9 protein-coding genes are annotated in these 16,302 nt (G+C 48.8%); 2 read left to right on the top strand and 7 right to left on the bottom strand.

The window, feature by feature from the left end; translation table 11 throughout:
- Positions 1-192: 192 nt before the first annotated feature.
- Entirely contained in the window at positions 193-1,071 is an 879-nt protein-coding gene (locus Q337_RS0116010) for an MASE1 domain-containing protein (RefSeq protein ID WP_169733776.1), read from the top strand.
- 47 nt (positions 1,072-1,118) lie between these two features.
- Here the strand turns inward: Q337_RS0116010 and Q337_RS19130 are convergent, their stop codons facing one another.
- Both Q337_RS19130 and Q337_RS0115995 read right to left on the bottom strand, forming a co-directional pair.
- Complete coding sequence (locus Q337_RS19130; RefSeq protein ID WP_211253623.1) at positions 1,119-1,799, bottom strand: hypothetical protein; 681 nt, start codon at positions 1,797-1,799, stop codon at positions 1,119-1,121.
- A gap of 227 nt (positions 1,800-2,026) precedes the next feature.
- Positions 2,027-3,448 (bottom strand): FAD-binding oxidoreductase, encoded by a 1,422-nt coding sequence (locus tag Q337_RS0115995; RefSeq protein ID WP_026472440.1) that lies wholly within the window; start codon positions 3,446-3,448, stop codon positions 2,027-2,029.
- A gap of 101 nt (positions 3,449-3,549) precedes the next feature.
- Here Q337_RS0115995 and serA point away from each other — a divergent pair, with 101 nt between their 5' ends.
- Positions 3,550-4,782, top strand: coding sequence for a phosphoglycerate dehydrogenase (serA, locus tag Q337_RS0115990; RefSeq protein ID WP_026472439.1), 1,233 nt, complete (start codon positions 3,550-3,552; stop codon positions 4,780-4,782).
- A 68-nt stretch (positions 4,783-4,850) separates the two neighbouring features.
- Here serA and Q337_RS0115985 read toward each other — a convergent pair whose 3' ends face one another.
- From Q337_RS0115985 to Q337_RS0115965, 5 genes are all read right to left on the bottom strand, one after another.
- On the bottom strand, positions 4,851-5,939 hold the full coding sequence (locus Q337_RS0115985) for a catalase family protein (protein WP_026472438.1): 1,089 nt from the start codon (positions 5,937-5,939) through the stop codon (positions 4,851-4,853).
- A gap of 123 nt (positions 5,940-6,062) precedes the next feature.
- Positions 6,063-6,515, bottom strand: coding sequence for a hemerythrin domain-containing protein (locus Q337_RS0115980; RefSeq protein WP_026472437.1), 453 nt, complete (start codon positions 6,513-6,515; stop codon positions 6,063-6,065).
- A 407-nt stretch (positions 6,516-6,922) separates the two neighbouring features.
- Complete coding sequence (recD, locus tag Q337_RS0115975; protein ID WP_156935837.1) at positions 6,923-8,674, bottom strand: exodeoxyribonuclease V subunit alpha; 1,752 nt, start codon at positions 8,672-8,674, stop codon at positions 6,923-6,925.
- Positions 8,675-8,755: 81 nt separating this feature from the next.
- Positions 8,756-12,799 carry a UvrD-helicase domain-containing protein gene (locus Q337_RS0115970; RefSeq protein WP_026472435.1) on the bottom strand — a complete coding sequence of 1,348 codons (4,044 nt, stop codon included), beginning with the start codon at positions 12,797-12,799 and terminating at the stop codon, positions 8,756-8,758.
- Between the two features lie 54 nt (positions 12,800-12,853).
- Complete coding sequence (locus tag Q337_RS0115965) at positions 12,854-16,297, bottom strand: exodeoxyribonuclease V subunit gamma (protein ID WP_026472434.1); 3,444 nt, start codon at positions 16,295-16,297, stop codon at positions 12,854-12,856.
- Positions 16,298-16,302: the final 5 nt, after the last annotated feature.

Here is a 16,302-nt window from a genome sequence, read left to right as displayed (position 1 = left end):
TAAAAATCCTGTCTAGGGGCTAAAGGCTAAAATACCCGGCAGAAGGCTTTATGCTACACTACAGCATGTTTTTGAAAATATGCCTGTTTTAGCTCAAGGCTTATTTAGTTCTAGTGTCTATACAATTTGTAATTCATCCGTCTTCGGCGCTGGCTCATCAATATCATGCTATTAACCCATCATGAGAACCAAATGCTTTCGCTGCAAGGTCGTCGCGTTGGTATTTTTTTACTGGCTTTTGTGCTGTATTTTATTGCAGCTCTCTACTGTATTTATATTTCCAGACAACCGGGTAGCGTGGCAGCTATCTGGTATGCCAATGCCATTATGGTGATGTTTTTACAAGTCTTTGCCTATCGCGACTGGTACATTTTTCTGATTCTGGCCGCGCTGGGTAACATTTGTGCCAATCTGGTATTTCATGATCCGATTGGCATGAGCCTGGCATTTATTCCCAGTAATTTACTGGAAATTGGTTTAAGCGCATATTGTCTGCGCCGCTTTATTCCGTTGCGGCAATGCACGGAAAATCCGCTGGTTCTGCTGAAAATGCTTTCTCTGCTATTGCTGCCCATTGCAATTAGTGCATCGCTTGGTGCACTGGTGTTAATTATTTATGGGCTAGTCCCCTATGAACAGGGCTGGTTATTTTTGTTCACGGGCAGCGTGGTAGGTGCAATTTCCATTATTCCTACTGGGTTGTTGCTGGTTAATTATGGCTGGCAGGATTTTATACAGATTAATCAGTCTTTTACCTTTTTGATGTGTATTTTGCTGGCCCTACTGATTGCGCTGTTTGGCTTTGTGTACTTGCCCGATCCGTATATTTATATTTCAGCAACCCTGATTCTAGTGGCATTTATTGGGCGATTTTCGGGAACGGCACTGGCTGTGCTGGTCTATTCAGTAATTATTAGCACGCTGATTGCCATGGGCTTTTTTCAGTCGTCGATTCAGGGGCAATATATGCACAGTGATGCATATTTATATCTGCCACTGGTGATGACTTTGATTCAGCCCTTATTGCTGGCCGCTGCAATGCAACGGATTCAGAATTTGAAATTGTGGTAGAAGTTTTGGATATGGCTTTTGAATTTAATTATGACAAACCATTTTAATTAATCTTTTGGCCATTTTCTCGTATCAATAAAATTTTCATAATTGCGATAGTAAAACTCCGTGATCTGTTCAAGCGTATTTATATTACTTTCTGGGTTAAATTGAGCCGCTCTTCCTTCCGGAAACCACAGACCTGAATTATTCTTATCTATATAAGAAGCTAATAATCCTATATTTTCATTTGGACAATTAGCTTTTAATCGACCATATGCTCTAGTCATTAGATCAATTGGCATCATATCTTTTTTACTCAGTCCTAGCCACTTTGCTGCGCCTGTATCAGTATTTAAAACTTGAGCCATACCTACCTCTCGCCAATAATCTTTAGGGCTATGATCAGAGATAATTAAATGAGCAACAGCAACATAAGGAAAACCTGCTTTAAGCAATCCTATAGCCTGAGAAAAACCAAAATCATTAGGTGACTTTGCTTGCTTAGTAAATTTTGCTCTAATAATTTTTAGCTCAATTGCTAATGTCTTAGAGACAATAAGCTGATTATCTTCATAAGGAATAATTAATAAATCAATATCACCTGGAAAATTTAAGTTTGAGACAATACTAGAAGATTTTACAAATGGATAAATCATGACCACACTAGCTTTGCCCATACTTTCAAAATAATTTCCAATTAATTCTCTATAACCTGCACCAAATAGCTTACGATCACAGATATACATTAAACCTAACGCAATCTCATCATCCTTATTAACTAACTTAGCATCAACATAAAAAAATATCTCTCCATCTTCTTAATGTCTTGGTCTTACTTTTAAAGGACGAATACAATCTAAGGCTTTAGACATTTTTCTTTCACTCGATTTTTATTAATATTTTAAAGCTTAAATATTACACAATAAAAAAGCGCAGCCGAAGCCACGCTTTTTGTTAATCATCACACTGTGGCTTACAAATCAAAAATCTTGCCCGGATTCATAATGCCATTCGGGTCAAACACTTTTTTCAACTCACGCAAATAACCAATTTCCACTACATCGCGGGTATATTCCAGATAATCCTTTTTGGTCATACCTACGCCATGCTCAGCAGAAATGGAACCGTTATATTTTTTAACGGTTTCAAAGACCTGGGTATTTACCACTTTGCACTGATCGAAGAATTCATCCTTGGTCAGGTTAGCGGGTTTTAAGATATTTAAGTGCAGGTTGCCATCACCAATATGGCCAAACCAGCAGATTTCAAAATCCGGATAGTTGGCAGCCACAATGGCATCAATTTCCTTGATAAACGCTGGCACATGGGTAATGAGTACGGAAATATCATTTTTATACGGGGTAAATGGTGCAATGGTTTCCGAAATATCTTCACGCAAGCGCCATAGGTTTTGTGCCTGTGCCTGCGTCTGACTCATCACACCATCCAGCACCCAGCCCTGCTCCATGCAGTGCTCAAAAATGCTCATGGCATCATCAACCACAGCTTCAAAGCGGCCTTCAAATTCCAGCAATACATAAAACGGACATGGGGTATCAAATGGCTTGCCCACATGACCCGCATCCAGCACTTTTTGCAGCGCTACTTCACCAAAAAATTCAAACGCTGTTAGGTCAATGCGTTGCTGGAATGCATGCAGAATCGGCATCACGGACTCAAAATCCGGTGTACCTAGTACCAGTACTTTCAAGTCCTGTGGCTGGCGTGTCAGCTTGATTTCTGCTTCAGTGACAATGCCGAGTGTGCCTTCTGCACCAATAAATAAATGCTGCAAGGCATAGCCAGTGGCATTTTTAATCATGCCTTTATTTAGGCGCAAAATATCGCCCTTACCAGTCACTACCGTTAAGCCCAGCACCCACTCCCGTGTCATGCCGTATTGAATCACCTTGATGCCACCAGCATTGGTGCCAATGTTGCCACCCAACTGGCTAGAACCTGCCGAGGCAAAGTCCACCGGATAATATAGCCCCTGTTCTTCGGCATACTGTTGCAGGCTTTCAGTCACCATACCAGCTTGCACGCGCACCATGCGATCTGCGGGCAAGAACTCCAGTACCTTGTTCATCCGGTCAAGGCTAATCACAATTTCGCCATTGGTGGCCACCGCACCGGCTGACAAACCGGTACGTCCGCCGCTTGGGGTAATAGCAATCTGGTGTTGATTGGCCAGCCTAACTACTGCCTGCACTTCCTCCGTCGTGGCCGGAAATACAATGACCGACGGATTGGGTTCAAAATGCTTGGTCCAGTCCTTACCCCAGGTTTGCAGGCTGTCACGATCAGTTTTGACCCGTTGTTCGCCCACGATGGCAGATAATTGTTCCAGTAACGATTCCAGTTTTTCGGCAGATAAGGCAAGCGGCGCATTCATGGCAAACGACTCTTAAGAAAAAAAGCAGACTCTATTGCAATATGCTATCATATACGGCTTGATTTTTGGCCTTTACACTTTTTTGGTTTTGTGGAGCCGGCATGAGCCAACAACTTTCCTTGCAAAAAGATAAAATTCGTTTTCTGCTGCTTGAAGGCGTACACCAGAACGCCCTCGATGTTCTCCATGCGGCTGGTTATACCAACATTGATTACCGTAAAACAGCACTTGATGAAGATGCCTTAATTGAGGCCATCAAGGATGCACACTTTATTGGTATTCGCTCGCGCACCCAGATTACCGAAAAAGTGCTGGAAGCGGCCAATAAACTCATTGCCATTGGCTGTTTTTGTATTGGCACCAATCAGGTAAATCTGGATGCAGCACTGGTACGCGGTATTCCGGTATTTAATGCGCCGTATTCCAATACCCGCTCGGTAGCCGAACTGGTATTGGGCCAGCTCATTTTATTGCTGCGCGGCATTCCGGAAAAAAATGCACTGGTGCATCGCGGTGGCTGGTCAAAATCTGCTGAAGGTTCCTATGAAGCGCGTGGCAAAACCTTGGGGATTGTAGGTTACGGTTCGATTGGTACTCAATTGTCAGTACTGGCTGAAAGTCTGGGCATGAAAGTGATTTACTTTGACGTGGTGACCAAACTACCTCTGGGCAATGCACGTCAGGTGGGCAGCATGCAGGAATTGCTGGCGCAATCTGATGTGGTGTCCCTGCATGTACCTGAGCTGCCATCGACCAAAAACATGATGCGTGCCGAACAGTTTGCCCAAATGAAAAAAGGCGCCATTTTCATTAATGCCGCCCGTGGCACCTGTGTTGAGATTGATGATCTGGCCGCAGCAATCCAGTCTGGCCAGTTGAATGGTGCTGCCATTGACGTGTTCCCGAAAGAACCAAAAGCCAACGATGAAGAATTCCTGTCGCCGCTGCGTGCGTTTGATAATGTGATTTTGACCCCGCACATTGGTGGTTCTACGCAGGAAGCACAGGCTAACATTGGTCTGGAAGTGGCTGAGAAGTTTGTGCGTTATTCCGATGCCGGTGCAACCATCACTGCCGTGAATTTCCCGGAAGTGGCCATTCCACAACAGGAAGGCACCCATCGCCTGCTGCACATCCACAAAAACGTTCCCGGTGTTTTGTCGGCAGTGAACCAGTTGTTTGCTGCGCAACACATTAACATTGCGGCACAAAGCCTGATGACCAAAGGTGACGTCGGCTATCTGGTGATGGACGTGGATGCCGGTGCATCTGAAGCCGCACTGGAAGCCCTACAAACTGTGGAAGGCACCATTCGCGTGCGCGTGCTGTACTAAATTATTTTAGTTTAATTATAAAAAAAGCCCTGTCAGTTTGATGGGGCTTTTTTTATGGCGAAAAATAATCAGTCCGGCACTTCGCTAATATCGCGTGGTTCCTTACGTGGCTGCACATTCATTTCATGACGGAACGTGCTGGAACGTGCATAGGCTGGAATACGCACCCGGTTGATAGACCCCAGCGGCTGGTGTTCCTTTAGGCAATGCCACGGATTAAATGACAGCACATCATCACCATACACGCGGCGCGCCGGACTATAGGCATCCTGCGGCGGAATCACAATTTTGCCAATTGGTTGATACGGTGACTTGTTTTCATCCCATTCAATTGAGGCATCTTCAATCGGCATATCCGCCGGATTGGTACACAATTGCGCCCGCAGCTCGTATTCCGCGCCTGAACGGCTAAAGAAATCCACCACCAGATCACGCATGCCGGAAGGTCGGTCGGTAATATCCACGCTTTGCCCGGCCAGTGCAGCAACCTCCGGCGACAACGGTGCAGCACTGATCTTGGCAATATAGCGGCCATAACGAATGGCGGCCATGCTATAAAACGTTTGTCCCAGAATATGCACGGGCGGCGTGCCCAGTTTCTTTAATGGTGAATTGGTGTGTGCCAGTAGACCGGCCACCGTACTGACCGGTTTGGCCAGTGAATCACCAATTTGCTTCACCAAGTCTGGTGACTCATCATATTTTTCTGCCAGATGCTGCATTTTCCAGTAGGCTTTTACATGACCAAACGGAATCACCGGGTGATTCACCATTAAAAAATCCTGTGTTACATCGTTTTGATGCTCCGGCAGAATTTTTTCACCGTCTACACCAATGACCTTGACTGCCATACCATACGCCGTGGGAATGCGGTCATCCTTAATATGGCCAAAGGCACTGGACAGGCGAATCACTACCGGATAGCGGCCAGCCTTGGCAAACAAGCCCTGCGCCAGATGTTCCGGCAGATTGTCATAGACTTCCAGATGGCCAATCACAATGCCATGACTTTTGGCATGGGCATCACGGGTGGCATGGCGGTGATGGTCAAATGCACGAGTATTGACCCGCGCCATGGACTCTACGATTTTATTAATCAGGTCATCTTCGTCACTGGCTTTGACTTCAACATCAGGCGTATAGGGATAGTAGGACATGACAGGCTCGCTGGTATGGTCTGATATAAATACTGGCTGGGATAGATAAGCTAAAACGACAAGTTTCCCAAAACTTTAGCGGTTTTAAGGAAACTGTTCTGGTGTGATGATTTTAACGGACGCTTAGGCTGCTGCGTATTTTTCTTTCTGGCGCTCAAATTCTGCAAAATATTGTTCAGCCAGTTCCTGTTTTTGCTGTTCAGTTAGGATCTTGCCCGACATCTGGAAAAAACGGTGTTCTTCTTCTGATAAATGATGATGCACCTGCTCAACCAGTTTTTTGGCAGTAGCCATCCACGATGAGGTGGTCTGGTCAGCCTGTTCCAGCTCTTCAATGTATTCATCGATTTTATGGTGCTCGGATAAGGCATGCCGGGTTAAATCCACCCCGTTATCATCCATCAGCAAAGGTACGTAAAAATAGCGCTCTTCCGCAGTTTCATGCGCTTCCAGCTCAATTTTAAATTGCTTGAAAATTTCATCGCGCTCTTCACTGGCCCCACGAGTTTGTAATAATTGTGCGCCCAATTGACGTTGCACTTCGTGACTCTGGCGCAGGGCTTCAAAAATATTCATGGCTAACACCTTTTTTATGCATGAGTTAATTTTCAGACTTAAAATAACTTATTGATCTTGCTGGGCGTGTTGCAAAAATGCATGCAGTGTTTGATGGTTTGTAAATTTTATCGGCTAAATTAATGGTTATGGCGCAAGCCTGATGATTTTATATTGAGGTATAGAAAAAAGAAAAGCCCACAGGATTAATTTCACCTTCCGGGCTTATGCGGCTGTATAAAACGGTTTCTTTATTATTGACTTAGTTCCTTTAAGCTTGCAGGTTTCCCAACCATATTCTGATCGTTATGGTGCTTTACCAGCGCTCCTTGCCAGCAACTTATCGTGCTGCCATCATCGCAAATAGACTGATCGGTCTATAGAGGTTAAAAGATATATCTAGTGTGAGCATTTGCTCACAATAATGTCTACTTTTGTTCACAGTTGAGTGCAATTATGTGTTTTTGCACTTGCCGCTGTAATCCTGTGTGACGAACCAGCCTGTTATGTAACGCCTGTTCGGCAGCAGCCGGTTCGCTCCACAAATCAACCTGTTGCTTGGCACGTGTCACAGCGGTGTAAAGCAGTTCACGACTTAACAGGTTTTGTGCAGCAGTTTCCAGTACGACGGCCACCCTATTAAATTCTGAACCCTGAGATTTATGCACCGTCATGGCAAACGCGGTGCTGATGTCATGCAATGGCAAGCGGGTAACTGCAATAGGCTGGCTTAAATGCGCAAAATGCACCTGCCACTTGCCAGTATGATCTGCCAGACACAGGCCAATATCACCATTGGACAGTTGCAGGCCATAATCGTTGCGGCTCATCATCACCGGGCGGCCAGCAAACCAGTCACCAAAGCCAACCGTCTGGGTGAGTGCCAGTTGCAGCCGACGTGACATTTCCTGATTGATCCGTTTAACGCCAAGGCGGCCTGAGCGCATGGCTGTTAAAATGCGGTACTGATCAAATACCGAAAACAGTTGCTGCACCGACTGTCCGTTTTTTAGCGCGTCAACATACGGTAAAAAACCCTGCCATAACTGGTCAAACAGTTGCTGGTCGCTTAAAGGCTCAGGATTAATGTGTTTTAAAATGGACTGGTTTTCAGGCTTGTGAAAGGTGTGCCAGAACGTCGTAATATCCTGCGCCAAAATTGCCGATGCCAGTTGGCCAATACCTTGCGTGGCATTAAAGCGCTTACTTTCCAGCAAATGAATCTGGTGATCCTGCAAGGCCGGGGTTTGTTGCAGGTCAGCCAGTACTGCCCCGGCATCCACCGCAGCCAGCTGGTCGGCATCGCCCAGAATAATCAGGCGGGTACCCGGTGCAATGGCATCAAACAGCAAACTGCCCAGCGCCAGATCCAGCATGGAGCCTTCGTCCAGTACAATCAGGTCATACGGCAACGGGACGCGCTGGTGATAACGGGGCTTGCCGCTGCTGCCCAGTCCCAGTAGCCGATGCACAGTCTGGGCGGTTTGAATCTGGCTGCTTTGAATGCCGGATTCGGCAAAGGCGATATCCAGTACACTTTGCATACGCTGTGCGGCCTTGCCCGTGGGAGCTGCCAGTGCAATACGCAAATCCGGCTGGGCCTGTTGCAGGGCCTTAACAATCCTCACCAAGGTATAGGTCTTGCCAGTGCCCGGCCCACCGGTAATCAGGCTAAAGGAATGCCTGGCGGCCAGGGTAATGGCTTGTTGCTGGCGTGCATTGGCCGTTTCACCGGCTTCAAATTGTACAGTTACTGGCCGAACAGCCGTTAAAATGCGTGTTAATTGTTCAGCCAGTCGATATTCCTGTTGCCACTGCCGATAAAAGTATAGATAATCCTCCGCCCTGACCAGCGGTGCCGGTTGAGTTGTGGCCTGTTTTTCATCCACAATCAAAGGATGCTGTAACTGTACAGATTTTAGATGCTCTGGCGTTAGCAGCAAACAGGTATGGCCATTGTCCAGTGCCTGCCCAACATTAAGAATAAGTTGTTTTAATTGATCTTTTTTAAGGTCAGTAAGCCCAGCATCCAGACGGGTTAACTGGGTTGCCAAAGCAGCAAACCAGGTGTCTTCTACAGACTCATCAGTTGTCTGAATATTATCAACAGACTTATCCGCAAGGTTATCAACAGGTTTATCCACAAACTTACCCACAGGGTTATCAACAGAGTTATCCACAGCCTTGCCTGCCTGTTTTAGTGCCCTTAGAAAATGACAAAAGTCTTTTAATGTTTGCCCATTTGCCATCAGGTTGTTTAGTTATTGCCACGGATCATGCTGTCCTAGCAAGTGATCCAGTTGATCAAGCAAGTCCTCGTTTGCCTGCCAGTGCAGGATACCGTTCTGGTCAGAACCCTGCTGCATGCCACGCAAATACAAATACACAGACCCTCCCAGATGCCGTGCAGGCTGATAGTCTGGCAAACGCAGCTTAAGGAACCGATGCAAGGCCAGCTGGTATAGCGCCGCCTGTAGCCAGTAGCTGGAATTACTCATGTTGTCGCGCAGTGCCGCAGGCTGGTAATCACTATACTGGTCGCCCAGATAATTGCTCTTGTAATCGGCAATATAATATTTGTCCTGATGCACATATACCAGATCAATAAAACCATGCAGGTAACGTGCATTCATCACGCTATTGAGCGGCGCTACCGGTACTTGATGCTGGGCCAGTAACTGCCCAATGGCTTGGGTATCCACCATTTTGTCAGCAACCGACAGGTGAAACTCAAACTCATGAATCTGGCTGTCCAGACTGGCCAGCGTGGCACCTTCTGGCAATTGAGCCTGCAAGATATCGTTAAACCAGCCTGCCATGTGCTCAAGGTCAACCACAGGCTGCCCATAGCGTTCCAGTTGGGCATTAATGGCAAAGTTCTGCAACTGTTTTTCAAACACCTGCGGCCAATATTCCTGATGTCCGGGATTGAGCTGCTCCAGAATATGATGCAGGCAATCCCCTGCATTGGCACCGCGTGGAAAGCTAAAACACAATGGCAGTGTGGGTTCACTAGTTTCTGGATCTGCTACTAGTGTCGCTTCTGTCTTAGGTTCTTTTGGTTCAAGACGTCCTGCTTCAAGCTCCTTTGATTCTAAAAGATTTGAAGAAAGCACTAGGCCTTCATCAGCTTGCAGAGCTATTTTTCCTGTGGACATGCTAGCGCGCTGACTGGTTTTTTGTACCTTTTGTAGGTCAGTTAATGGCTCATCGGTATGCAGCAAAATGTCATCCGCAGGAGTAGCAGCAATGTCATTTAAGGCTTGATGCTCCGGTTGCTCCACCACGATGGGCAGCATTTTTTGATGGCGTGACAACTGGCTAAAACTGGTGAGACCCCACGCATATACCCGATGGCTGGGCACTGGCCGTGCATCAATATCCACATGGCTGCTCAGCTGTTTATAAATAAACTGCGGACATTCAGTCAGTCCGTCCTGTACCAAGGTATTGGGGCCGCTCCAGCCCTCACGTGCGGCAGGTAGCCAGTGATACAGTGCGCCCCTGATTTTACCATCCTTTATTTTACCATCCTTTATTTTACCATCCTTTATTTTACCATCCTTTATTTTACCATCCTTGCCCGGTGCAGGTGGCGCAATCACATATAGGCGCATGCTGGCACGCGTGAGAGCCACATAAATCAGGCGGCGTAATTCGGCCTGTTCACGTTGCTGATGAGCTTCCAGCTGGGCAGCATTACGGTTGGAAAACGACAGCATGCGTTGCTGGTTTTCTTCATAAAAAATAATATTGGATTTTTGTCCACCTTTCGCGGGATCAAGCCCCGCCACAAACACAATGGGAAACTCAAGGCCCTTGGATTTGTGAATGGTCATCAGCTGCACGCCCTGCTCGCCGGACAGCCTGCGCTCCAGCTCCCACTCGCGCTGACCCGGCTGGCTCATTTGGCGCATCAGCCACGCCAGCAAGTGATGCTGGCCCTGAATTTTTTCGCTTTGCTGGTGAATCACTTCAATCAAATGGCGCAAATTCACCACCAGCCGTTCGGCATTGGGCTGCCGTGACAATTGCGGCCAGATGTCAAAGGCTTCACTCAGCTGCTGCCATGCTGCCAAAAATCCGGCCCTGTACCAGCGTTCACCCAGACTAAAAAACAGACCCTGCAAGCGTGCCAGTTCATCGGGTTGCTGGTCGAGTTGCACCAGTGCCTTTAAGGTTTTGCCAATCAGGCTGCCCGCCAGCGCACGCCGCAAACGGCCTTCATGGTACGGTGCCAGCATCACTTGCATGAGCGCGACAATGTCTTCGGCCAGCGTGGTCTGGAAAATACTTAAGCGTGAACCACGCCATACCGGCACTTTGGCCTGTTGTAACACGGCCTGAACCTTATCCAGTTGACTGTTGGAACGGCATAACACGGCAATATGGCTGGGGCTGATGGGCTCAAACTGGTCATGGTGCTTAATTTGTACTTGTCCGCTATGGCTTGCTTGCAGCAAATGAATGATTTGCCACGCCACCTGTTCAAACTCGGTTTTTTGGTCTTCAATACACAATAGGCGCAAGGGCACATGATTGATGTCATTGCCATCACGCAGCTCAGTGCTATTGCGGCCACCGGCTTCGACGGGCTGATATTGTACCTGCTCGCCAAACTCGGGATTAAACTGAAACAGGCGATCTACCGCTGACACCAATGGCGCAATGGAACGATGGTTAAAGCGTAAAAAATGCTGCTGCCCGCCATGCTGCATGACCTGCATTTTGGCGCGCTGATAGGTGAGCATGTCCCCGCCGCGAAAACCATAAATGGCTTGTTTGGGATCACCGACTAGCACGAGGCATGAGCGCGGATTAAACAGGGCCACTTCGTCTTGCGAAGCTTTGCTTCTCATCTGTCCGCGCGCAAGGCGAGAGCTTTGCTCGAGCAGGCGAGGATTAAGCAAAGCACTGCCATGTTCTGAGGCGTTCTGCGCTGCAAGAAGGCCAGAATCTTGTTCAAGCACTACAGGAGATTTAGAAGGCTGATTGATAGATTGCACCGGCTGCCGCCAGATATATGCAATCACGCGATCCTGATCAAAATTGGTGTCCTGAAACTCATCCACCAGTGCCACCGGATAACGGTGCTGGATATGCTGCGCCAGACTTTGGCTGGCATCCTGTTGCAGCACATCGGCCAGTACACGCATTTGCTGGGAAAAGGTGGTTTCACCACGCTCGCTTAAAATTTGCGGCAGTTGCTGGCGCACCATTTGACTGACAAAATAATGCGTGTGCTGGGAAATTTGCTCCAGACTGTCGTGCAAATGCAGCATACAATGCTGAACCTGCATCAGCACCTGACAGGCAGGCAGATTAATAAAATGCTGCTTAAGGGCTTCATCAGCCTTTTTAAACTGGCCTTCAATCTTGGCAAATCCTTCCAGCCAGCGATACTCAGCACTGTCTGCATTAAGCTGACACAAATAATCCAGCAGGTTGTCCTGCAATGCCGCTACGATTGCCGGAAATACCTGCGCATTATTGCTAAAGGCGCGGTTCTTCACCAGCTTGCTGTGGTGTTCCCCATCCGGCTGTAAAAATGCAGCCAATGTTGACCAGTCACATTGCTTTAATTGCTGCTGGGTCTGCTCAAATAATTGCCAGTCAATCACTGGCATGTCAATCGGCTGCAATTGTGCGGATAAAAAATTCAGCACCGTGGTCATGCTACCGCGATAGTCTTCGACGTCTTTGAGCTGGTCGGTGAGTACCAATAATTCAATGATGCACGCAGGCTGACGGCTACGCCATTGACGCAAGGCATCGTGCATCACCTGATAGCAGGCCTCGGCTTCCTGTTCACTAATTTGCAGGATTTCATGCTGGCCGCTATCAAAGGCAAATTCATTCAGCAGCTTCTGGCAAAAACTGTCCAGCGTGCCCACAAACAGTTCATCAAAACTGTCCAGTGCCAGTTGCAGGCGGTTGCTGGCATGGTTGAGCTGCTCGATATCCAGCTTTTGCAGCAAATACACGGCCAGCCAGTCCTGCTCAGCCTGCATGTGTTGTAATACTTCAGCATGGTGTTCAATGGCGCGGTGAAACAGGCTGCGAAAATCCTCAAAACGCTTGCGGATGCGCAGTTTTAGCTCGGCAGCAGCAGCACGGGTAAACGTGGTGGCAATAATCTGGCGGGTCAGGTATTCGCCTTCCACAATAAAGCGCACCATCAGGGTGGAGAGTGTCCAGGTTTTGCCAGTGCCTGCCGAGGCTTCAATCAGGTGAATCCCGTTGAGACCAAGGTCAATGGCCGGGGTTGGCGGAATGATCGCCTGTGGCTGAACCTGACTATTCATGGCATGCGCAGCCTGGATTAAATCCCCTAGAATTAAATCCCATAATGGTCACGATCATTGATTAAGCACCTGACTGAACTGTTTAATCGGCTGATACAGCACAATCGCATGCTGCTGCATAAAGTCAGCAAATAGCTGCCCTGCATCCTGCCCGCGTAAAATCAGTTGCCAGTCACGGTGCTGGGCGCAATCTTCCTGCTCCTGCACGGGCCAGAAACTATTACCGTCCAGCCATGTCTTGCACAGGCTATCCAGATTTTTAATACTGGCCTGTTGCTGTTCTGCATCATAATGCACACCGGATGCATGCAGCACCAGATTGGGTGGCAACACCCACGGCGCACAACTGGCCTGTTGCCACACGTCCAGCCATTTGAGCAACTGCGCACTAGCGACAATAGCGGTGACAGGTTGATAAATCAGCGTGCTATCACTGAGCACAATCACCCGCTGGCCAATGTCCTGCTGTACATCAGTTGCTTGTGTGTTGCGCTGGATATGCCAGGCCAGATGCTCCAGCCAGTAACGCAACTGGCGCTGGCCTTTTTGTTTATAGGGATATTGGCTTAACCAGAGCTGACACTGTTCATCCGCTGGCACCTGTACCCGCAATTGCCATGGTTCAAGCATTAATACCCGTTCGGTGAGTGCTGTTTCCTGCTCGCCATAACGGCGCAAGCGCTGGCGGTTGCGCGCAGCCTCGGCCTGACTTTTTTTCCAGTAGGCCATGGCCGCACTTCCTACCGGCAAAATGGCCTGCAAATGACCCTGCGCCAGTTGATCCGGCTGCTGCTGATGTAACGCGCGAATATGATATTCATCCAGCTTGTTCAGGCTTAAGGGTTCAAAAATGGCGGGCAAGTCTTGCCGGGCAATTTGCTGTACGCGGCTCTGGCTTAAAAAATGGCTGGCTGGACGGCACAACTGGCGAATAATACGCTCTAGCGACAGTAGTCCCTGCGCCTCATGAATCAAGTCCTGGTCCAGCCACTTAACCACCGGGAACTGCTGTTGCAGGTTGGCAGCTACCGTCGACCATGTGCCGTGATAGCTGCGCGGCTTGCCATGACTTAACTGGTTTTTGCCAAGGACTATCGTAGAATCTGGATTGCTGGATTGCGTGTTGCTTGTTTGCGCCTGAAAATTCATTAGCTCAAATGGTTCCAGCGTATGGTAATGCACGATGTGTGCATACAGCATGTCCGGTGTTTCCAGCATGTCGCGGATAAACTCAATCAGTTCCTGCAAGGTGCCGGACGGCTGGCGTGGCTGGGTATCGCTGACATCAAAGCCATTGTAAAACATCCAGCAGGCCTCCTGTGCCAGCAACAGGCCATCCAGAAAAGCGCCCTGTTCATCAATCAGGCGCGAACGGTCACCGCGCTGTGCAGGCATCACGCTCATCAAATCAAAGGTGTTTTTAGTGTCGCGTGCGGGAAACAGGCCACTGTCCAGATTAAGCATGACCACTAGCTTATACGGTAGCGGACGCAATGTGCCCAGACGGCTAAAGGTAATTTTTCCGGTTGGCACCGAACCGGGTGGCGCCTGTTCCAGAATTTGCCCCACCTCATCCAGTACAAAACGGAATGGCAGGTTCAACTGCGAGCTTTGGGTTAAATCCAGACTGTGCTGCAATTCATCCAGCGCACAGGCTACGCCCTTGCCGCCAATTGTGCCTGTGGTATGGTCAAAGTCACTGCTGAGTTCTTCACGCAGCAAGCTAAGCCAGTCCTGTAGACTTTGATGCTGTGATTTATTGTGGGTTTTCAGCCAGTGACGCCGGACGTCCAAATCCTGATAAATCCGGGATAACTTGGCCAGCAGTTCAAAATCCTGCCGCCCAACACCCTCGTAGGCCAGCACACCGGCATGAACAGCCTGCACTGGCATGGCAATGCCCAGCATCAGGCGGTTTAAGGCAAACTCCAGGGTAAAGCGGGTGTCATGGTCGCCATCAGCCAGCGTTTCACGCAAGTGCGCGCCATCAAAACCACGACGGAAACCCGCATCTGCCAATAGCTCACCCAGGCGTTGTACGTCTTCACGGTTTAAGGCATACAACTCCTGTACCGCTTCCAGACCCAGCCAGTCCAGCAAATCCTCAACACTAAAACGGCCATCCAGCAAATAATAACGTCCGGTCATGGCTTGCCATAACTGTTCGGCATCAGCCTGCGCCACGCCAGTAATATGCACGGGTAAAAACATGCCGCTTTGCGCTGAAAACACCGTGCGCACCAGCGGCGCAATCTCATTCAGGTTGGGCACAAACACCACAATATCAGCAGGCTTGCGGGTCTTATCGGCACTTAGCCAGCCCATCAGTTGTTCACGCAGCACTTCCAGCTGGCGCAATGGCGAATGGCAGGCATGCACCTGAATGGAATCATCCTGCGCCTGCAATTTAAAACCATGCTTTTGTGGTTGCACCAGATGCAGCACGTCATGCTGGATTTGTCCCAGCAGGGTATTGGGAAAATAAGCCGGAAACAGATCCAGCCATTCACCCTGATGGCTCACATCATTGCCCGATAGTTCAGCCAGCAGGGCAAAAATATCGCGCGCCTGCTTGCCCATGCGGGTCAGTAACGGATGACGGCTGTCAAACAGGGCGGCAGCCTTGGGGTTTTTGAGTTCAAACTGCTTGAGCCACAGCGGATCAACGCTATCCGCCCAGTATTCCTGCGAGGGGTTGTAATGCAAAAACTGGATATCAATATAGCGTGCCAGTTCCTTAAGAAAAGTAAATTCGGACGGCGGCAATTGCAGCACGGTAAACACGGTCAGGCTTTTGGGCAGCACCTTGCGCTTGGCCGGGTTTGTCTCCAGTATCTGCCAGAAATTGCGCCGGATATTCTGGTGCTTTTCAAAGTCTTCACTAAACAGGGTTTGCCATAAAAACTGCTGCCACAGCTCCATGTCGCTGTAGCGTTGCAGCAGCCATTCCGGGGTCTTGGCATCCATGTGCTGAATCACCGGAATCATATCCAGTAACTGGCCTTTGCCCCAGCGCACCAGCCATTCGGGCCGATACAGCACATAATTGGCAAATACCTGTGCAATGTGTTCGGCCATTTTCCATAGTAGGCGCTGCTGGTTTTTGGCAGGATTGGCTGAATGATGTTGCAGCCGTTCAAATAGCGGCTTCAGTACCTGCTGTGCCTGTTCATATTGCTCAGGCTGCTTGAGCACTGCCAGAAAATAGGCAAACAGCTTCCATTGAATGACCTGCCGTGCAAAGGGTGCACTGCGCGGAATATGATTGCCCAGCACACGCCGATACAGGGTCCACTGGTATGTCCCAAAAAAGTCGGTATTTAGGCGCGCGCTAATACCCTGCTGGCTAGCCAGTTGATAACGCAGCCACACCCCTACCCCGTGCGACGGCACAATCACCTGCTGTGCCTCCAGCACTCCCACCGGATGCGCGGCAAAAAAGTCCTGCATGGCTGCAAACAGCAGATCAATACGCTGACTTTGGGTAATGTTAAGCATGGCTA

Origin of the sequence: Alkanindiges illinoisensis DSM 15370, from assembly GCF_000619845.1 — a bacterium.
Lineage (GTDB): Bacteria > Pseudomonadota > Gammaproteobacteria > Pseudomonadales > Moraxellaceae > Alkanindiges > Alkanindiges illinoisensis.
Note: the sequence above shows the minus strand (reverse complement) of the source record. Positions and strands in the feature narration are given on the sequence as shown.

Bases quoted from the DNA above. Each gene is read 5' to 3' on its own strand.
- Q337_RS0116010 (WP_169733776.1), top strand. From the start codon at position 193: ATGCTTTCGCTGCAAGGTCGTCGCGTTGGTATTTTTTTACTGGCTTTT.
- Q337_RS19130 (WP_211253623.1), bottom strand. From the start codon at position 1,799: ATGTATATCTGTGATCGTAAGCTATTTGGTGCAGGTTATAGAGAATTA.
- Q337_RS0115995 (WP_026472440.1), bottom strand. From the start codon at position 3,448: ATGAATGCGCCGCTTGCCTTATCTGCCGAAAAACTGGAATCGTTACTG.
- serA (WP_026472439.1), top strand. From the start codon at position 3,550: ATGAGCCAACAACTTTCCTTGCAAAAAGATAAAATTCGTTTTCTGCTG.
- Q337_RS0115985 (WP_026472438.1), bottom strand. From the start codon at position 5,939: ATGTCCTACTATCCCTATACGCCTGATGTTGAAGTCAAAGCCAGTGAC.
- Q337_RS0115980 (WP_026472437.1), bottom strand. From the start codon at position 6,515: ATGAATATTTTTGAAGCCCTGCGCCAGAGTCACGAAGTGCAACGTCAA.
- Q337_RS0115970 (WP_026472435.1), bottom strand. From the start codon at position 12,799: ATGAATAGTCAGGTTCAGCCACAGGCGATCATTCCGCCAACCCCGGCC.
- Q337_RS0115965 (WP_026472434.1), bottom strand. From the start codon at position 16,297: ATGCTTAACATTACCCAAAGTCAGCGTATTGATCTGCTGTTTGCAGCC.